This is a genomic window from Lentzea sp. NPDC005914 (genome assembly GCF_040629405.1).
Classification (GTDB): domain Bacteria; phylum Actinomycetota; class Actinomycetes; order Mycobacteriales; family Pseudonocardiaceae; genus Lentzea.
Genome location: NZ_JBEXVQ010000028.1, coordinates 102,865 through 120,768, shown reverse-complemented (window position 1 = coordinate 120,768; position 17,904 = coordinate 102,865). Strand labels below are relative to the sequence as shown.

The window sequence follows — 17,904 nt, the reverse complement described above, 5'->3', positions numbered from 1 at the left end:
GTGACCTGGACCGGCCTGCACTGCAGGGTCTCGTGGAAACGAGCGGACGTCGACACGTTCATCGCCGACACGCTCGCGCCGGTCATGGCGCCCCACGAGTGGTACTTCCTGCGGTACTGGGAAACCGGCCCCCACCTGCGCGTCCGCATCAAGAACGCCGGCGACACCAGCGAGCTCCAGGAAACCCTGCGCAACTTGATCGCCCGGCAAGACTTCGCCACGGACCAAGACGAACCAGACTGGCTCCCGCACGGCCACGTCCGTGAGGTCGAGTACATCCCGGAAACCGAGCGCTACGGCGGCGCCACAGCACTCCCCATCGCCGAAGAAGTGTTCTGCCGCAGCACAGAAGTAGCCGTCGCAGTCCTCAAAGCCGCCCGCACCGACAGTGCCAAACTCACCGCCGCCATCCAACTGACCATGGCCACCGCGAAAGCACTCGACCTCGACCTGCCCCAAGCCGCCTCCTGGCTGCGCAGCCTCGGCACCGGCTGGCGCAACGTCCAGGAGTACGCCCCGGCTCCGACGATCGGCTCGCACAACGCAGCCCACCAACTCATCTCCGAACGCGGCCGGCAACTGGCCGAACGATGGCACCGCGAACCAACCGGTGCCACCGCACACTGGGCCACCTCGATCAGAGAAGCCCGGCACCGCATCGGCGAGCACCTGCCGTACGTCTGGGCCTCCCAGCTGCACATGCTGCTCAACCGCCTGGGCATCAGCCCCAACGAAGAACGCATGATCTGCTGGACCACCGCGGCCGCCGCCCTGTCCCCCACCGGCTTGACCGACTTCCACGCGGACGGCGCCGACGCCCCGGACCGCCGCTACCTGGAAGCCAGCAAGTTCCTCAACGGCTTCAGCGACCAACTCCCGCGCAAACCCGAACCCCAACCGTGGATCACGCTGCCCGGCACACCACTGAAGTCCGAAGTGGACACAAAGCTGGCCACCACGTTCAGAGCCCGCAGGACCAGCCGGGACCTCGACGGCACACTGACCGCCGACCAGCTCGGCACACTGCTGTGGACCGCGATGTCACCCCAGGACGGCAGGTGGCCCTACCCGAGCGCCGGAGCCCAGTACTGCGCCCGCCTCAGACTCCTGGCCCTCAGCGTCGACGGCCTGGAACCGGCCCGCTACGAGGTGAACGAGGTCGACCGGACGCTGATCCGCCTGGCCGGCGCCCCGTCAACGGAAGACCTCGAGGCCACCTCGATGTGGTTCGGCAAAGGCACCACCGAGCTCGGCAACACTCCGGCCGTCCTGGCGCTGTACGTCAAGATCGGCACGCTCAGGCGCACGTACGGCCTGCGAGCGTTGAGGTTCGCGTTCACCGAAGCCGGACATCTAGCGCAGAACCTCACCGTCACAGCGGCGAACCTGGGCATCAGAACGGGGCTCGTCGGCGGGTTCTACGACGACATCGCCCACGACGTCATCGGGCTCGACGGCGTGGACGACGCACTCGTCTACTTCCTGCCCCTGGCTTCACAGCAGGCCGGCGACGTTGGCGAGCGCGATCGCCCCGATCACCAACGCCACTAGCGACAGCATCGCGCCGATCCCGGCCATCGCCTTGCCGCGGCGGTGCCCGAGCAGCCCGAGGGCGGCGATCGCCAGTCCGGGCAACCCGACCGCCCAAGCCAGGTAGGCGCGCACGCCGGTCAGGTCCACCGGAAGAAAGGTCACCACGACCGCGACCAGGCCCAGGACCAGCGCCACCAGCCCCAGCAACGGCCCTTTCGGAGGCGCCGCCTGGCCCGGTGGCTGGCTCCACTGCTGTTCCGGTGGTCCGTAGGACATGCCCGCGACCCTATTCCAACAGATCTTTAGATCTCCACTGAATCCACCAGGGAGTCGACCGTCGGTTCGATCGCGGCGGCCGCCCGCGCGTCCCGGAACCGGCGTTCAATGCCCAGATCCCGGCGAAACGCCGCGTCCCCGCACACCTTCATCGCCCGGTCCGTCACGGCGACAGCCGCCTCGGTCGCGGTCACGGCCAGCAACCGCACCCGGTCAACGGATCGCTCCGGATGCCACGTCACCGCCGACAGGGTGTCGTTGTAGAGCACGCGAACCGAGTCGGTCCGCAACCGCATCCGGGCAAGATCCGCCCGCGTCCGCCGATCACCACCACCGAGATGCCCGAGCGCGGCCGCCAGCGCACCCTCCATCAGGCCCAGCGACACAGCGGCCCCGAGCACCAGGAACCACGGAAACGCCAGCTCCTCCGCCCACAGCAGGTTGGACGCCGGCACCCGCACCGGATCGGCCTCCACACACGTGGCAACGGTCCCCCGCAGGCCCATCCGGGCGTGGTCGGCGGGCACGAGCAACCCCGGCGCCTCGGCAGGGACCAGCAACAGCGCCGAGCCGCACGACCAGACGTAGCTGTCCGCCTCCCCAGCCGCGATCACCCAACTCTTGCGCGCCCGCACCTGCACAACGTCGCCGTGCGTCGACACCTCGCCGCCCGCACCGAACGCCGCCAGCGTCGACAGATGACGACCAGCGGCGATCTCCGCGCGCAGCCAGTGCGGGCCGGACCGGTCCAGCACGGCCGCCGCGGAGTAGTGCGAGCGCAGCACGGAAGCCGTTGCACCGCAAACCAGAGCGATCTGTTCGACCACCCGTCCGGCCGACCTCAGGTCCTGACCTCCGCCGCCGACCGTGCGGGAGATCGTCATGCCCAGCAGACCGCGTGCGCCCAACGCGTTCAGGGCAGCGCGGGGAAAGCGGGCGTGCTGATCGACATCGGCGGCGGAGGGCGCCACCACGTTCTGCACGATGCGGAGCAGGTCCGCCCGATACGTCACGTGGGCGGGTAGAGCGAGTAGGACGGGAAGTTGCCGTACGGCCGTTCATCGGGCGGACCCTCTGTCACGGCGTGCACGAGCAACGAGCCGCCCACGAACGCACCGCGCCACGACGCACCGCGCCCGCCGAACACCTCGTCCCGGTCACCACGCGAACGCGGCTTGTTGATCCCGACCTTGAACGCCTGGACGTCCTCGCTCAACCGCCGTGCCGTCGCCTCGTCGTCGCAGGCCAGTGACGCGACCAGGGCACCGTTCGAGGCGTTCATCGCGGCCAGCAGCTCGGCCTCGGTGTCCACCAGGACGATCGTGTCGACCGGCCCGAACGGCTCCGCGTGGTGCAGAACAGAGGACCGCGGCGGGTCCAGGATCGCCACCGGCGCCAGGTAGGCGGCGGTCTGCTGGCCGGGCAGGAAGCGACCGGAGGCGGGCGAACCCCGGTACAGCGGCACACCACCGGCCCGGATCGCCTCGTCCACGACGTCACCGAGTTCCTTGGCCTTCGCGTCGTTGATCAACGGCCCGAAGTCCAGCGCCGGCAGCTCGTCGTCGGGCGAAGTGACGGCGAGCGGGTGGCCGAACGTGACCTCGCGGACAGCGGGCAGGTACACCGAGAGGAACTTGTCGAACAACGACCGCTGCACGACGTAGCGCGGGTAGGCGGTGCAGCGCTGCTTGCCGTAGTCGAAGGCCTTGCGGATCTGCGTGCCGAGCATGTCCCAGGAGTCGGTTTCCCAGACGCCCCAGCAGTTCAGGCCTTCCTGCTCCAGCACGTGCCGCCGGTTCGAGTCGACCAGGCGCGTCGCGATGGCGCTGCCGACATCACGACCGCCCACAAAGGACACGCATCCGAGGAACGACGATCCGACGAGCACCGGCGCCAGTTCGGCCCCACTGCCGCTCACCAGCGTCAACGGCAGCCCGGACCGCACGGCCAAAGCCGTGGCCAGCGTCAAACAGCTCACGCCACCGTCGGTCGGCGCCTTGGCGATGACCGCGTTGCCCGCCAACGCCTGCACGAGCATCGCGTGCATCAACACGCTCATCGGGTAGTTCCACGAGGCGATGTTGCTGACCGGGCCGGACAACGGCGACCGGCCTTCCAGCATCCCGTCGATCTCCTCGACGTACCAGCGCACGCCTTCGATGCAGCGGTCGACGTCGGCCGTCGCGAGCCGCCACGGCTTGCCGATCTCCCACACCAGCAGCAACGACAGCAGGTCGCGATGCTCGGTCAATGCGTCCAGCGCCTCGGACACCCGTGCCTTGCGTTCGGCCAGAGACACGTTGCGCCACTCGATGTGCTGGTCGACGGCGGCGACCACCGCACGGCCCGCGACGTCGAAGTCGAGGAACGGCGGGCCCGCGATGGTGGACCCGTCGACCGGGGTGGTAGCGGGCATCGGTTCGCCCGAACGACTCCATCCGCCGCCGAAGTGGTTGAGCAGCCGATCGTCGTGGAACGCTTCGGGTGCGATCTTCACACACCGCGAATACACGTCGTTCCAGGAAGTTCCGGGCTTGAGGATCAACGACATCGGAGCGCCCTCCCAGTTGATCAACGGTTTTGCACGTGCTGCCAGCCGAAACGTCCCTTGATGCACAGGTTTCCGTGCGTGACAGTGCTTTCGTGCGGAGAAGTGACCTTGACGATCTCGTTGTCCTGGACGTGCAGGGTGAGGTTGCACCCGACACCGCAGAACGTGCAGATGGTCGTGGTCCGGGTTTGAGCAGACTCGTCCCAGGTGCCGTCCTCGCGCTTGTCGTGCTCGCGCTTGAAGCTCAGGGCGCCGGTCGGGCAGACCTCGATGCAGTTGCCGCAGTAGACGCAAGCGCTGTCGGGCAACGGTGTCGCGAACTCCGTGGAGATCCGCGCGTCGAATCCGCGACCAGCCACCGAGATGGCGAAGCTGTTCTGCCACTGGTCGCCGCACGCGTCGACGCACTTGTAGCACATGATGCACTTGCCGTAGTCGCGGACGTACAGCGGATTGTCCACTGTGGCCGGTTGGAGTTTCGTTTCGGCGTCAGGGCCGAACCGGGAGGGGTCGGCGCCGCACGCGGACATCCACTCGTCCACGTGCGGCGTGGTGGAGAGGTCCGTGGCGGACCCGAGAAGTTCCAGCACCAGTTTGCGGCTGTGTTGCGTGCGTTCCGAGTCGGTGCGCACGACCATGCCGGGCTCGGCCTTGCGCGAGCACGACGGCACCAGCGTGCGCGATCCCTCGACCTCGACCATGCAGACGCGGCAAGCGTTTGCGGGCTTCAACGTGTCGCCGTAGCAGAGCGTCGGGATCGACTTTCCCGCCGCCGTGCAGGCGTCCAGGATCGTCGCACCCTCCGGCACGCGCACACTTTCGCCGTCCAACGTGAACTCGACCAGCCGCTTCGGAAGCCCGATCTCGACGATCGTCATTTCGTCGCCTCCTCTGCGTAACCCAGCCGGTCGAGAGCCGATTCGATGGCGTTCCAAGCGGTCTGACCGAGTCCGCAGATCGACGAGTCGCGCATGACCTGCCCGACCTCCCGCAGCAGCTGGAGATCAGCGGCGCTGGTGCTCAGCGGGCGTTTGCCGACGAGCCGGTGCATCGCCTCCTCCTGGCGCACGGTCCCGATCCGGCACGGCACGCACTGCCCGCACGACTCGTCGCGGAAGAACGCGGCGATGCGCACCAGGAAGCTGCCCAGGTCGGCCGTGTCGTCCAGCACCAGCACGACACCGGAGCCGAGCGTGGTGCCGGCGGCGCGCGCGTCCTCCAGGGTGAGCGGCAGGTCGAGCTCGTCCGGGCGAACGAACCCGCCTGCCGCCCCGCCGAGCAGTACCGCTCGCAGCTCCCGGCCTGGCGGCACGCCACCCGCCAGATCGAGGAGTTCCCCGAGCGTGGTGCCGAACGGCACCTCGTACACGCCCGGACGACTCACGTTGCCCGACAGGCAGAAGAGCTTCGGCCCCGTGGACCCCGCGGTGCCGATGCGCGTGTACGCCTCGCACCCCTCCGTGAGGATCACCGGCACGTTGACCAGCGTCTCCACGTTGTTGACCACGGTCGGTTTGCCGAACAGCCCCGACTCCACCGGGAACGGCGGCTTCGAGCGCGGTTCCCCGCGGAAGCCCTCGATCGAGTTGAAGATCGCGGTTTCCTCGCCGCAGATGTACGCGCCGGCGCCGCGGCGGATCTCGATGTCGAACGAGAAACCCTCGTGGCCCATGATGTTCTCGCCGAGGAAGTTCCGCTCGCGCGCCTTCGCGATCGCGTTGCGCAGCAGGTGCAACGCCCGCGGGTACTCGCCACGCAGGTAGAGGTAGCCGCGCGAGCACCCGGCCGCGAACCCGGCGATCGTCATCGACTCGATCACCGCGAACGGGTCGCCCTCCATGAGCAGCCGGTCCTTGAACGTGCCGGGCTCGCTCTCGTCCGCGTTGCACACCAGGTAGTGCGGCCGGACCGGCTGGCGTGCGGTCGCGTCCCACTTGCGCCCCGTCGGGAACGCCGCGCCGCCACGCCCCATCAGCTTGGCGTCGGAGATTTCGCGGATCACTCCGGACGGCCCGAGCAGGAGCGCGGTGCGCAACGCGTGGTAGCCGCCCGTGGCCCGATAGTCGTCCAAGCTCTCCGGATCCACGACGCCGATCCGCTTGAGCAGCCGCAGGCCGGCGGAACCGGCCTGCGGCACCTCCGCGCGCTCACCGTCCACAGGGGAGGGACCAGCGGCCGCCACCGCGATCACCTCACCGGCGTGGGTGGGCGCCAGGAGCTGCTCCTTCGCGACCTCCCCCGCCTCGAACGCGAGCGCCGCCGGAGCCTTCTCGCACACCCCGAGACACGGGCTGCGCAGCCAGCCGCTCTTCGCCCCCACCGGACCGAGCTCGTCGGTCAGCCTGTCGCACAACGCTTTCGCGCCGTTGACCTGGCAGGCGAGGTCGACGCAGACGTGCGTGATCTTCGCCGGGCGTTCGGTGAGCGAGAACAACGAGTAGAAGCTCGCCACACCGTACGCCTCGGCCGGCGGGATGTGCAGGACGCGGCAGATGTGGTTCAGCGCGCCCTGGCTGATCCAGCCGACCCGGTCGTTGACCGCGTGCAGGGCGGGCAGCAACTGGTCCCGCCCCATGCCGGTGAACAAGTCGACGACAACGCGTTCGGCTTCGCTGGGCTCGACGTCGAGGAGTTTGAGGTCCACTCAGGCCCCCGTCCCGGACACAGCGGACACCGGGAGCTTGTCGATCCTGATCGCCGCCGCCTTGTACTCGGCGGTGCCCGCGATCGGACAGGTCGCCTCGATGGTGATGATGTTGACGTCGATCTCGTCCGGGAAGTGGAACGTCATGAACACCAGGCCGGGCGTGAGTCCGTCGTCGATCCGCACCGGAGCCTGGATCTGCCCGCGCCTGGACGTGATCTGGACTTCCTCGCCCGCCTGGACGCCGAGCTTCTTCGCGTCCTGCGGTGACAGGTCGAGCGTCTCGCCCTTGCGCAGAGGCGACTCGAACCCGGCCGACTGCACCCCGGTGTTGTAGGAGTCGAGCCGGCGTCCCGTGGTGAGCCGGAACGGGAACTCCTCGGTCAGCTCGTCGACCGGCGGACTGTGCAGGACCGGCGAGAACGTCGCGGGCATACCGCGTTTGACCGGGTCCTCCTCCCACAACCGGCCGTGCAGGAAGCTGGGTTCGAGGCTGTCCTCGCTCGGGCACGGCCACTGGATGCCGCCGAGCGCTTCGAGCCGCTGGTAGCTCATGCCGGTGTGCAACGGCGACAGGCTGCGCAGCTCGTCCCAGACCTTCTCTCCGGTCATGTGCTGCCACGGCGCACCGAGCCGTTCGGCGATCTGGCTCATGATCTCGATGTCGTCGCGCGCGCCCTCGGGTGGGTTCAGGGCTTTCCTGACTCGCTGGACCCGGCGCTCGCTGTTCGTGAACGTGCCGTCGGTCTCGCACCACGCGGCCGCGGCGGGCAGCACGACGTGCGCCATCTGCGCGGTCTTGGTGAGGAAGATGTCCTGCACGACGATGTGGTCCAAGTTGGACAGTCGCTTGATCGTGTGCTCGCAGTCGGCCTCGGACTGCACAGGGTTCTCGCCGATGATGTAGACGGTGGTCATGTCACCGCGTTCCATCGCCTCGAGCATCTGCGTGAGGTTCCAACCCTTCTTCGGCTGGATGTCCGACCCCCACGCGGCGTTGAACTTGGCCGTGATCTCGGGGTCGGTGATGTCCTGGAACCCGGGCATCCGGTCGGGGATGGCCCCCATGTCGCCGCCGCCCTGCACGTTGTTCTGCCCCCGCAACGGGTTCAGCCCGGCCCCGTACCGCCCGACCTGCCCGGTGAGCAGCGCCAGGTTGATGAGGCTGAGCACGTTGTCGGTGCCGTTGTGGTGCTCGGTGATGCCGAGCGTCCAGCTGAGCTGCCCGCGATCGGCCTTGGCGTAGGCGTGCGCGAGCTCGCGGATGAGCTCAGCGGGCACACCGGTCTCCAGCTCCGCCACCGGCAGCGTCCACGGCTCGACGGCCTTGACGAACTCCTCGAACCCTTCGGTCGCCCGCTCGATGAACGACATGTTCGTGAGGTTGGACGCGATGATCTCGCGCGCGATGGCATGAGCCAGCGGAATGTCCGTGCCGACGTTGAGCCGCAACCACTTGTGCGCCCACCGGCCAGTGCTCGTCAACCGCGGGTCGACCACGTACAGCTTCGCGCCCTTGTTGACCGCCTTCAGCACGTGCTGGAAGAAGATCGGGTGCGCCTCACGCGCGTTAGACCCCCACAGCACGATGAGGTCGGCATCCTCGATCTCCTGGTAGGAGGAGGTACCGCCACCACTGCCGAAGACCTTCGCCAGCCCCGCCACACTGGGCGCGTGACACGTGCGGTTGCACGAGTCGACGTTGTTCGTGCCGATAACCGCCCGCGTGAACTTCTGCGCCATGTAGTTCATCTCGTTGGTGGCCCTGGCACAGGAGAACATCCCGAACGCGTCCGGCCCGTTCTTGGCGACATTCCGCCTGAACCCCTCAGCCGCCCGGTCCAGCGCCTCGTCCCAGGTGGCCGGGCGCAGGACGCCTGCGTCGCGCACCAGCGGCTGGGTGAGCCGCACGTAGGGCTCGGTCTTCTTCCGCCTGCTCATCACGACACCTCCTGTCGTCCATACTGTATGCAATCTTCGGTATGCGCTAGCCCCCTGTCGCGCTTTCTTAGCCTGATCGCCGCGCCAGCAGGGGCGAGTCAGGTACGAAGTCGCGAGATGGTCCTGCAGGCTGGCGTGCCGGAACTGGTACGACGCTCCAGATCTGCGGAGCAGGCCGCGACGATGCGCGTCGTTCAGGAAGTCCAGGAACCGCCTGGGAACACGTCCTCCGACCAGCAGCGCCAGCCATGCGGCACAAAGCGGCAACCGCGGGGTTCCTCTCCCAGGGGGCTCGCCCCACCACGGCAACGGTGGCCTGCCCCAGTGATCATCAGGCGCGCCACCGGTTCACTGGCGCGCATGACACCACCGTTGTTCAGGCGTGCCGCCCTGCGGGGAGCCGCACTCGCGGTCACCACAGGCGCAGCCGTCACCCCGCACGCAATCGCCGGCCCAACCGAGACACGAGGTGAGCAGGCCAGGGAGTCCTTCACCGTGCGCGACAACAGGCGCCGGCAGCGCGTGCTCGCCGACACGCGGCGCCCGCCGGTGATCATCGGCGGCAAGGTGATCCCGGCCGAGCAGCGCAAAGGGCCCGAGGACGGCACTTATCTGATCTTCAACGACGAGAACGGCTCTGAACGCGGCGGCATCGTCGCGGGGGCGTCGCAGGCCAGCTTTTCCCTCGACTACGTCAACGCGCAGGCCATCACCCTGGGCACTCAATGGCAGGGCGAGCACGGCGCGGCCGCGTTGTTCTTCAAGCAGATGCCCGACCCGCGCCTGCCCGTCGAGCAGACACCGCCAATGCCCACCAGGGTCGAACTGGTCTGGTCGACCGGGGACGGCGCGGTGCTCGCGCTCAACGACTCCAAGGGCCGGCCCCGCATCGTGCTGTCAGTGGACGCGCAGGACGTGCCGAGCATCCGCGTCCTGGACGAGAACGGCGCCGTGGTCACAAGCCTGCCAGGCTGACTAGCTCTGCAGCACGCGGCGATCGTCCAGGAGCGAGAACGCGTCCGCCACCTCACACAGGAACGCGGTGTCACCGTCCAGATCCGGTGCGCCCGCACCGGGTTCCACCCTGGCCGGCACCACACCCCGCGCACTGATGGCGGCGGCGATCACCGCGGCCTCGACCTCCGCCGGACTCGCCGACCTCCCCCGCGCGGCAGTGGCGACGTCGGCGTCCCGGCAAGGCTGAAGGTCGAGCAGGCCATCGCGGATCTCGATCACGCGCCGGTACAGGCGCATCCGCATGTTCCACCAGCCGACGCGCGGGTTGAGCGCGATTCGGGGATCCGCGTCGGCCAGCGCCCGCCAGATCGGTTCCAGGCGGGTGAACTGGCGGTACCTGCGCCACCAGGCCGCCGCTGCCGGAACCGCGGCGCCGATCAGCACCACGACGTGGGCGGCGTTGGGCAGCACCGCGCTCATCCAGAAGCTCCACCCCAGCGGGTAGTCGTACCCGAAGCGGCTCGCCCCGACGCGCACGGCCCTGTTCACCAGGTACCCCAACGCCATCGCCGCACCGGCCACGATCAGGTGCAACCCGAGCCGCAGAGCCCGGTCGGACGTGCTGCGGGCGTAACGCAGGCCGAGGCGGATCACGTTGCCGAACGCGGGGGTCAGCGCGAGCAGGTACGCCACCCAGTACTCGAGAACCCACGGCGCCTGGGGAAGCAGGCTCGGCTTCAGCGCGAAGAACAGGCACATCAACCCGAACATGCCCGCCGTCCACCACGTGCTCCACCGGCTGCGCCGCATGCCGTTGAGGTGTGCGAGGAGATCGTGCGCAGACCACGCGACCAACACCATGCCCGCGTGGCCGAGCAACCGCGCCAGGGTGCCCACTCCCGTCAGGTGTTCCGCCGCGACCTGCACCGCCGGGGTGAGCGCGGTCAGCGACACGGCGAGCCCCAGGAACAGCCGCCGGATCGCGTCCTGGCCGTCGCGCCAGCTGAACACCATCAGCCACGCGGCGGCGGGCGGCGTGTACCGCAGCAGGAGCTCACCCATGGAAGCCGTCGAACGCGGCACGAAGCCTGTCGGCCAGCGTGGTGCCGGTGTGCACCCGCTGGCGGATCAGGGTCGCGAGCAACTCCGCCTCGCGTTCCTCCTCGGTGGAGTACCCGGCACGGCCGAGCACGCGCCGGACCAGAACGGGATCGAGGCTGGGCAGCAGGAGTTCCGCCAGCTCGGTGAGGCTCGCCGAGGCCGGGTAGTGGTCGCACAGCACGTGGCTCAGCTCGTGCAGCACGATGTGTTCCTGGTGGAACGGCACGGTTTCCTTCTCGAAGAAGATGATGTCCGCGTCGTCGGTGGCGATCCAGAGACCGCACACGCCGGTGAGTCGCGCGACGGGCTTCAGGTGGATCGACCTGCCTCGGCGTGCGGCGATGCGGCCCGCGAACGACGTCACGTCGAACGGGACCGGGATGTCCAAGCCGCGCAGGAGCTTCCGCAGCCTCCGAGCGCTCACTTCGAGCGGTCCTCCGGGGGCAGCCCTTCGAGCTCACGCACCCGCTCGACCATGTCGGCGATGGTGGCGAGGCTCTTGTCCGACAGACCTCTGGCGCGGAGGGCGAGCCGGCGCACCGGCACGTCCCGCAACGCGTTGAGCAGCATCAGCTCCGCGTCGATGCGGGCGGCCTCGGCATCGTCGAAAAAGTACGCGGGCGGCACGCCGAAGAAGCTCGCCAGTGCCTCGACGTGACGCTTGGTCGGGTTGTCCCGCACCCCTTTGCGCAGCTGCCACAGGTAGGTGGCGGAGATCGTGGGACCGCCCTTGGCCTTGATCGCCTCGGCGACCTCCTCGAAGGTGTACTCGCCGCCGTCATTCGCCCGCACCGTGCGGAACAAGTGGTCAACCCGCGCGGCCAGCACCCCTCCGTCATCTGACATGGCGACATCCTACCGATCAGCCCATGAACTCAGGTGGCACGAACGGCGGCTTTCTCCTGCACGCCAGTTGACAGCGTCTGGACATCTCAGTTTACTGCTCATGGCGCCTCATGAACTGAGGCAAATGGAGGGGGAATCCATGCTGACCAGAACGCTTGCTGCCGTGAGTACGGCGGTGCTGCTCATAACCATGCTCTTCACCGGGTCCGCGATGGCGGCCGACAATCCGGAAGAGGTGGTCGACGCCCTGCCGGTCGCGGCCCCGGAGGTGCCCGGCGCCGTCGACGACGTGTCCGGCACGGCCGCCGCGACCCTGCCGTTCACCTTCGACTTCCAGTTGTGCTGCACCCTGGACTCACGCCAGTTCAAGCCCCCTGGCCGGGGAAATGCCGGGAAGGCCTGCGTGGAGCTGCGCGGCACCAAGAGCGACGATCCGAGCTGGAAGAGCAAGATCGTCAAGGTGATCATGTGGGACGAGGACGGCATCGACGGCAAGAAGGGGCCCACGGTCAACTTCAAGCTCGACGGCTACCACAAGTACTGCTGGACCAGTCTCACCGTCGCGCACCCGCACCACTTCGAAATCCAGAAACCGTGGGGGCCGGCCCAACTGTGGGGCGACGGCAAGGCCACCGGCAGCTGATCTGAGGAGAGAGGGGCTGGGGGCCGGTGCATCGTTCACCGGCCCCCGGTTTGTCGTTTCGTCGTAGCTGAGCTAGCCCCGGACGGCGTAGGAGTGCGCGCCGGTTCCGGCCAGCTTGCCGCCATCGACGATCAGGTACTCGTCGCGGATCGGCGTGCCCGCGAAGAACGACTCCAGGATCTCCCGCGTGCCTGCCGCATAACGAGCCTGAGCCGACAACGACGAACCGGAGATGTGCGGCGTCATCCCGTGGTTCGGCATCGCGCGCCACGGGTGATCCGACGGCGCGGGCTGCGGGAACCACACGTCGCCCGCATATCCGGCGAGGCGACCGCTCTGCAACGCCCGCACCACCGCGTCCCGGTCCGCGATCCGGGCTCGAGCCGTGTTGATCAGGTAGGCACCGCGCTTCATCGCGGCGATCAGCTCGTCGTCGAACAGGCCCTCGGTTTCGGGGTGCAGCGGCGCGTTGATCGTGACGACGTCACACGAAGGCACCATTTCCGCGGCCGAGGCGTGGAACGTCAGCCCGAGTTCCTGCTCCACCTCCAAAAGGCAGGCGGTGCCGATCGGTGTAATGCAGGTGCATGTCGAACGGGGCCAGCCTGCGAAGAACCGCCAGACCGATGCGGCCGGCCGCGACGGTGCCGACGTGCATGCCCTCGACGTCGTAGGAGCGGGCCACGCAGTCCGCGATGTTCCAGTCGCCGTTCAGCACGGTCTGGTGCGAGGGCACGAAGTTGCGCACCAGGTTCAGGATCGACATCACCACGTGCTCGGCGACGCTGATGCTGTTGCAGTAGGTCACTTCTGCGACCGTGACGCCGTGTGCGATGGCCGCGTCCAGGTCGACGTGGTCGGAGCCGATGCCCGCGGTCAGGGCCAGTTTCAACTTGGGAGCGCGAGCGAACCGTTCGGCGGTCAGGTAAGCGGGCCAGAACGGCTGGGAGATCACCACGTCCGCGTCTGCGAGCTCGCGATCGAAGACGGAATCAGCGGAGTCCTTGTCCGAGGTGACGACCATCTCGTGACCGGCCGACTCCAGGAACGACCGCAGGCCCAGCTCACCGGACACGCTGCCCAGCAGGTGGCCGGGCGTGAAGTCCACTGAGGACGGAGTCGGCAGCGTCTGGCCGCGGGGTAGCCGCTCGAGGAGGGAAGATCGTCACGGGCGTACGAGGTCGGGTAGCCGGTCACCGGGTCGTCGTAGAGAACGCACAGAATCTTCATGCCAGAAGCATCGAACCCGGGAACCCGCCACGTCCAAGCGAAAGTTCCTATTCCGTCATAGCTCGCGTCTATCAAGATGCTTGTGCAACAGGCGATCCAGCTCGCCGCGCAGGTCAAGGCTCCGGGTCATCCCCACCATGGCCTGAGCGAGCATCGAAACCTGCTCCCCCGCGACCAACCCGATCTGCGGCACCCGCCGCGGATCCTCGATCCGCACCACGCGCATCCCCTCAGGTGTCCCGAACATCTGCAGCCAAGCGTGTGCGATGACCGAAGACCACTTGCGGGTAGCCACATGGGCGTAGAGAGTCGCCACGGTGTCAGCCTCGATCATCGGCACCGGTTGCACCCCGGCGTCGGCGAAGATCCCGTCCAGGATCCGCCGGTTCCGCATCTTGGAGGTGAGCAGACAAAGAGGCAACGCGGCCACGTCAGCCCACCGCGCCACCGGCCGAGACGCGATCTCCTCGTCCGCAGGTGTCAGCAGCACGTAGCGTTCCTCGTACAACGGCAGAGCACGGACCGAACTGTCCACATAGGTCATCGCGATGTCGAGCTCGAACTCGTCGAGCCGCCGCACGATCTCCCGCGACGACAACGACTCCAACGTGATCCGCACGTGCGGATACCGCTCGCAGAACGGTGTGGTCAGCAACGGAGCCGCCGGCAAGGCGGTCGGAATCGCGCCGATCCGCAGCACGCCCGACAGGGACTCGCGCATGCGCGACAGGTCCTGCTGCAGCGCATCGCGGTCCGCGAGCATGCGATGCGCCCACAGCAGGACCCGTTCCCCCTCCGGCGTCAGCGACTCGAACCGGCGGCCGCGGGACACGATCGGCACCCCGAGTTCGCGTTCGAGCTTGCTGATCGCCGCCGACAGCGACGGCTGGGACACGTGACAGGCCTCCGCGGCACGCGCGAAGTGGCGTTCGCGGGCCAGGGCGACCAGGTACTCCAGCTGTCGCAGCAGCAACTCAGGACACCAGCGAAGTGCGCGAGAGGAGATCGATGGCCGCGTAGACGTGCCGCAACGTCGGCGCCGGCACGCGGGTCAGCGAGGCGATCTCCACCACCGCGGCGATGATCGCGTCGATCTCCAGCCTCTTGCCCGCCTCCAGGTCCTGCAGCATCGACGTCTTGTGGTGCCCGACCCGCCGGGCGCCGTCGATGCGCTTGTCGATCGAGATCTGCGGGTCGCAGCCCGCGGCACGCGCGATGGTCAGCGTCTCTGCCATCATCTGCGCCACGAGGTCGCGGCTGTCCGAGTGGTCGCAGATCTCCACCATCGTCGCGCGGGTCAGGGCGCTCAACGGATTGAACGCCACGTTGCCCATCAGCTTGATCCAGATGTCCTCGCGGACGTCCTTCTCCACCGGGCACTTCAGCCCGCCCGCGATCATCGCCTCGCTCAGCGCGACACACCGCGACGAGATCGACCGGTCCGGCTCGCCGATCGAGAACCGCGTGCCCTCGAGGTGACGGATCACCCCCGGCGACTCGATCTCGGTCGAGCAGTAGACGACACAGCCGATCGCCCGCTCCATCGGCAGGACCGCGGACACAGTGCCGCCAGGATCGACGGCCTCGATCCGCTGTCCCTCGAGCGGATGCCCGGTCATGCCGTGGAAGTACCACCACGGAATCCCGTTCTGCGCCGCGATCACCGCGGTCGACGGACCCATCAGCGGCGCCAGCAGATCACCCGACGACGCGTACGAGTACGCCTTCAGCCCGAGGAAGACGTAGTCGACCTCTCCCACCTCCTCCGGCGAGGAGGTCGCGTGGGGATGCGCGGTGAAGTCACCACGAGGACTCAGCACCCGCACGCCGTGCTCCCGCATCGCGGCGAGATGGGCTCCGCGTGCGATCAGGTGGACCTCCACGCCCGCACGATGCAATGCCGCACCGACGTAGGCACCGATCGCTCCGGCTCCGAGAACAGCGATCTTCATGTCACGCCCCGCTCCGCCACAGTTCCCAGGCAAGTCGCAGATAAATCTCAGGCAAGATTGCATACAGTATACGGACAACACGACAGAAGCTCTAGAAGTGCTTTTTGCATACGAAAAGCTGTATTCTGTCTGACATGACCTCTTTGCCCAGTGGCCGCCGAGCCGGTAAGGGCTCTCTCAGCGCCGCGGCGAGCCGCCGGGTCGAACGCCCGGCGCCGCTGCGCGAGGCCGTCTACGACGCCTTGCTCGAGCTCATCATCAACCGCACCCTCGCCCCCGGCCAGCACCTGGTCGAGGCCGAGCTCGCCGAGTACCTCGGCGTCAGCAGGCAGCCGGTGCGCGAAGCCCTGCAGCGGTTGCAGACCGACGGGTGGGTCGACCTGCGCCCCGCCCAGGGTGCCTTCGTGCACACCCCGACCGAGGAGGAGGCCGACCAGCTGCTCGCCGTGCGCAGCGTGCTGGAGACCTACTCCGCCAAGCTCGCCGCCGAGCACGCCACGGCATCCGACGTGAAGCTGCTCAAGAACCTGCAGAAGGCCGGCGAGGAGGCACTCGTCACCGCCAACGTCGAACGCCTGGTCAAGGCGAACGCCGACCTGCACGCGGCCGTCGCGGCGATCGGCCGCAACAAGGTCCTGTCCGAGATGATCGGACTGGTCGACCGCCGGGTGCGCTGGTACTACACGCCGATCGCCCGCCCGCGCAGCAACGACTCGTGGAAAGAGCACGCCGAGCTGGTCGCGGCCATCGCCGATGGTGACGTAGAGCGAGCCGGCGAGGTCATGAACCGCCATGCGGAGCAGACCCGGCAGACCTACCACGACCAAAAGACGACCGACAGTAACTGACTCATTACGCTCAGATCACCCTAATTCGGTCATTTGGTGCCACACGGGTGATCCGCGACACGATGGCAGTGGATTGCATACAAAACGCAGTATGCTGAATGCGAGCAGGGATGGTGTCGACGAGGACCCGCAATGGGTATCCCGTGGACAAGACCCCAGCCGCAACCCTGCTCCTCCCGTGCGACGGTGCCAGTCAGGCTTCTGCACGCCTCGGGAGCGACCATCGACAGGAGGAAGACGATGTCCCGCTTGAAGAACTTCGCGCGCTCTCTCACCGAGCCGCGCGCCGGATTCTCCGCCGACGGCCGCACGCTCGGCCTCGGACTCGCCACCGCGCTGAACGAGCAGCGCAAGGACGCCGAGGCCCAAGCGGCCGTGGCCAAGACGCTCAGGAAAGACGCCGAGGGCCACACGATTCACGGCTGAGCGCCCTCGACTCGGTGAGAGCGCTGAGCTTCAGCCTCCTCCACGGCGGCGCGGGCGGCCCGCCGGGAGGTGTGCAGGCTCCACACCGTGGTGATCGCCAGAGTGACGACGATCACGCCGAGAGACACCACGATCGGGATCTCCGGAGCCCACGACACACCGTGGTGGTGCATCGCCTCGAAAACCAGCTTGAGCCCGATGAACGCGAGCACCACCGCAAGGCCCTTGCTGAGGTGCACCAGGCGATCCAGCAGCCCGCCCACCAGGAAGAAGAGCTGGCGCAGGCCCATCAACGCGAACGCGTTGGCGGTCAGCACCAGGTACGGCTCCTTGGTGAGCCCGAAGATCGCCGGGATCGAGTCGACCGCGAAGAGGAGGTCCGTGGTGCCGACCGCGACCATGACGATCAGCAGCGGACTGGCGCGGGGAAACACCTTGCGCACCGCGCGCAACGCGGCGTTCTCGGAAAACTCGGCTTCCTCGCTCTCGTTGTGCGCCAACAGCTTCCACGCGGTGTAGATGAGGAACGCGCCGAAGACGTAGAAGAGCCAGTCGAACCGGGAGATCGCCTCGGCACCGACGGCGATGAAGATCGCCCGCAGCACCAACGCCAGCAGGATGCCGACGATCAGCACCTTCTGCCGCTGCTCCCGCGGCACCGCGAACCGGGCCATGATCAGCACGAACACGAACAGGTTGTCGACGCTGAGGGAGTACTCGGTGATCCAGCCGGCGAAGAACTCGCCGCCGTGCTGTCCTCCGGCGAACAGGGTCACGCCGAGTCCGAAGAGGACGGCCAGGCCGACGTAGAACACGACCCAGCAGACCGACTCGCGGAACGTCGGTTCGTGGGGCTTGCGCACCACCAGGTAGAAGTCGAACGCGATCACCAGGGCGAGTCCGCCCAAGGTCGCGATCCACACCCAGACAGGAAGATCCAGCATTCTCGCTCCTTC

At 67.9% G+C, this 17,904-nt stretch carries 19 protein-coding genes; 5 read left to right on the top strand and 14 right to left on the bottom strand.

Annotated features, from left to right (window positions below; translation table 11 throughout):
- Complete coding sequence (locus ABZ345_RS32945) at window positions 1-1,551, top strand: thiopeptide-type bacteriocin biosynthesis protein (RefSeq protein WP_359857404.1); 1,551 nt, start codon at window positions 1-3, stop codon at window positions 1,549-1,551.
- Here the strand turns inward: ABZ345_RS32945 and ABZ345_RS32940 are convergent.
- The 6 genes from ABZ345_RS32940 to ABZ345_RS32915 form a co-directional block, all read right to left on the bottom strand.
- Window positions 1,495-1,809: a hypothetical protein gene (locus tag ABZ345_RS32940; RefSeq protein WP_359857401.1), complete on the bottom strand. Its 315-nt coding sequence runs from the start codon at window positions 1,807-1,809 to the stop codon at window positions 1,495-1,497. The two genes, ABZ345_RS32945 and ABZ345_RS32940, sit on opposite strands and share 57 nt — an antisense overlap.
- 26 nt (window positions 1,810-1,835) lie before the next feature.
- Window positions 1,836-2,822 (bottom strand): acyl-CoA dehydrogenase family protein, encoded by a 987-nt coding sequence (locus ABZ345_RS32935; RefSeq protein WP_359857398.1) that lies wholly within the window; start codon window positions 2,820-2,822, stop codon window positions 1,836-1,838.
- On the bottom strand, window positions 2,819-4,306 hold the full coding sequence (locus ABZ345_RS32930) for an aldehyde dehydrogenase family protein (RefSeq protein WP_359857396.1): 1,488 nt from the start codon (window positions 4,304-4,306) through the stop codon (window positions 2,819-2,821). Before ABZ345_RS32930 ends, ABZ345_RS32935 begins: the two co-directional genes overlap by 4 nt.
- A gap of 74 nt (window positions 4,307-4,380) precedes the next feature.
- Window positions 4,381-5,238, bottom strand: a complete 858-nt coding sequence (locus ABZ345_RS32925; protein ID WP_359857393.1) for a 2Fe-2S iron-sulfur cluster-binding protein — start codon at window positions 5,236-5,238, stop codon at window positions 4,381-4,383.
- Complete coding sequence (locus ABZ345_RS32920) at window positions 5,235-7,004, bottom strand: NAD(P)H-dependent oxidoreductase subunit E (protein WP_359857390.1); 1,770 nt, start codon at window positions 7,002-7,004, stop codon at window positions 5,235-5,237. Before ABZ345_RS32920 ends, ABZ345_RS32925 begins: the two co-directional genes overlap by 4 nt.
- Window positions 7,005-8,945, bottom strand: coding sequence for a molybdopterin-dependent oxidoreductase (locus ABZ345_RS32915; protein WP_359857387.1), 1,941 nt, complete (start codon window positions 8,943-8,945; stop codon window positions 7,005-7,007).
- Window positions 8,946-9,305: 360 nt separating this feature from the next.
- Here ABZ345_RS32915 and ABZ345_RS32910 point away from each other — a divergent pair, with 360 nt between their 5' ends.
- A complete protein-coding gene (locus ABZ345_RS32910; protein WP_359857384.1) occupies window positions 9,306-9,920 on the top strand; it encodes a hypothetical protein in 615 nt (204 codons plus the stop codon).
- Here ABZ345_RS32910 and ABZ345_RS32905 read toward each other — a convergent pair whose 3' ends face one another.
- The 3 genes from ABZ345_RS32905 to ABZ345_RS32895 are packed head-to-tail and all read right to left on the bottom strand — an operon-like array spanning window position 9,921 to window position 11,849.
- The gene (locus tag ABZ345_RS32905) at window positions 9,921-10,964 is read right to left on the bottom strand and encodes an MAB_1171c family putative transporter (protein WP_359857381.1); all 1,044 of its coding nucleotides are present in this window, start codon (window positions 10,962-10,964) and stop codon (window positions 9,921-9,923) included. It lies immediately after the preceding gene.
- Window positions 10,957-11,427 (bottom strand): hypothetical protein, encoded by a 471-nt coding sequence (locus ABZ345_RS32900; protein WP_359857378.1) that lies wholly within the window; start codon window positions 11,425-11,427, stop codon window positions 10,957-10,959. The genes ABZ345_RS32905 and ABZ345_RS32900 overlap by 8 nt, the downstream gene beginning before the upstream one ends.
- Entirely contained in the window at window positions 11,424-11,849 is a 426-nt protein-coding gene (locus tag ABZ345_RS32895; RefSeq protein ID WP_359857375.1) for a helix-turn-helix domain-containing protein, read from the bottom strand. Before ABZ345_RS32895 ends, ABZ345_RS32900 begins: the two co-directional genes overlap by 4 nt.
- Before the next feature lie 139 nt (window positions 11,850-11,988).
- Here ABZ345_RS32895 and ABZ345_RS32890 point away from each other — a divergent pair, with 139 nt between their 5' ends.
- Window positions 11,989-12,492 (top strand): hypothetical protein, encoded by a 504-nt coding sequence (locus ABZ345_RS32890; RefSeq protein ID WP_359857372.1) that lies wholly within the window; start codon window positions 11,989-11,991, stop codon window positions 12,490-12,492.
- Between the two features lie 72 nt (window positions 12,493-12,564).
- Here the strand turns inward: ABZ345_RS32890 and ABZ345_RS32885 are convergent, their stop codons facing one another.
- From ABZ345_RS32885 to ABZ345_RS32870, 4 genes are all read right to left on the bottom strand, one after another.
- Window positions 12,565-13,038 (bottom strand): NAD(P)-dependent oxidoreductase, encoded by a 474-nt coding sequence (locus ABZ345_RS32885; RefSeq protein ID WP_359857369.1) that lies wholly within the window; start codon window positions 13,036-13,038, stop codon window positions 12,565-12,567.
- Complete coding sequence (locus ABZ345_RS32880; RefSeq protein WP_359857366.1) at window positions 12,977-13,600, bottom strand: NAD-dependent formate dehydrogenase; 624 nt, start codon at window positions 13,598-13,600, stop codon at window positions 12,977-12,979. The genes ABZ345_RS32885 and ABZ345_RS32880 overlap by 62 nt, the downstream gene beginning before the upstream one ends.
- Window positions 13,601-13,777: 177 nt before the next feature.
- A complete protein-coding gene (locus tag ABZ345_RS32875; protein WP_359857363.1) occupies window positions 13,778-14,695 on the bottom strand; it encodes a LysR family transcriptional regulator in 918 nt (305 codons plus the stop codon).
- A 1-nt stretch (window position 14,696) separates the two neighbouring features.
- A complete protein-coding gene (locus ABZ345_RS32870) occupies window positions 14,697-15,674 on the bottom strand; it encodes a 2-dehydropantoate 2-reductase (RefSeq protein WP_359857360.1) in 978 nt (325 codons plus the stop codon).
- A 134-nt stretch (window positions 15,675-15,808) separates the two neighbouring features.
- Here ABZ345_RS32870 and ABZ345_RS32865 point away from each other — a divergent pair, with 134 nt between their 5' ends.
- Both ABZ345_RS32865 and ABZ345_RS32860 read left to right on the top strand, forming a co-directional pair.
- Window positions 15,809-16,522, top strand: a complete 714-nt coding sequence (locus tag ABZ345_RS32865; RefSeq protein ID WP_359857358.1) for a GntR family transcriptional regulator — start codon at window positions 15,809-15,811, stop codon at window positions 16,520-16,522.
- A gap of 240 nt (window positions 16,523-16,762) precedes the next feature.
- The gene (locus ABZ345_RS32860; RefSeq protein WP_359857356.1) at window positions 16,763-16,948 is read left to right on the top strand and encodes a hypothetical protein; all 186 of its coding nucleotides are present in this window, start codon (window positions 16,763-16,765) and stop codon (window positions 16,946-16,948) included.
- Here ABZ345_RS32860 and ABZ345_RS32855 read toward each other — a convergent pair.
- Entirely contained in the window at window positions 16,939-17,892 is a 954-nt protein-coding gene (locus tag ABZ345_RS32855) for a TerC family protein (protein WP_359857353.1), read from the bottom strand. The two genes, ABZ345_RS32860 and ABZ345_RS32855, sit on opposite strands and share 10 nt — an antisense overlap.
- Window positions 17,893-17,904: the final 12 nt, after the last annotated feature.

Bases quoted from the DNA above. Each gene is read 5' to 3' on its own strand.
- ABZ345_RS32870 (WP_359857360.1), bottom strand. From the start codon at position 15,674: ATGAAGATCGCTGTTCTCGGAGCCGGAGCGATCGGTGCCTACGTCGGT.
- ABZ345_RS32925 (WP_359857393.1), bottom strand. From the start codon at position 5,238: ATGACGATCGTCGAGATCGGGCTTCCGAAGCGGCTGGTCGAGTTCACG.
- ABZ345_RS32915 (WP_359857387.1), bottom strand. From the start codon at position 8,945: ATGAGCAGGCGGAAGAAGACCGAGCCCTACGTGCGGCTCACCCAGCCG.
- ABZ345_RS32860 (WP_359857356.1), top strand. From the start codon at position 16,763: ATGTCCCGCTTGAAGAACTTCGCGCGCTCTCTCACCGAGCCGCGCGCC.
- ABZ345_RS32910 (WP_359857384.1), top strand. From the start codon at position 9,306: ATGACACCACCGTTGTTCAGGCGTGCCGCCCTGCGGGGAGCCGCACTC.
- ABZ345_RS32865 (WP_359857358.1), top strand. From the start codon at position 15,809: ATGACCTCTTTGCCCAGTGGCCGCCGAGCCGGTAAGGGCTCTCTCAGC.
- ABZ345_RS32855 (WP_359857353.1), bottom strand. From the start codon at position 17,892: ATGCTGGATCTTCCTGTCTGGGTGTGGATCGCGACCTTGGGCGGACTC.
- ABZ345_RS32905 (WP_359857381.1), bottom strand. From the start codon at position 10,964: ATGGGTGAGCTCCTGCTGCGGTACACGCCGCCCGCCGCCGCGTGGCTG.
- ABZ345_RS32890 (WP_359857372.1), top strand. From the start codon at position 11,989: ATGCTGACCAGAACGCTTGCTGCCGTGAGTACGGCGGTGCTGCTCATA.
- ABZ345_RS32895 (WP_359857375.1), bottom strand. From the start codon at position 11,849: ATGTCAGATGACGGAGGGGTGCTGGCCGCGCGGGTTGACCACTTGTTC.
- ABZ345_RS32940 (WP_359857401.1), bottom strand. From the start codon at position 1,809: ATGTCCTACGGACCACCGGAACAGCAGTGGAGCCAGCCACCGGGCCAG.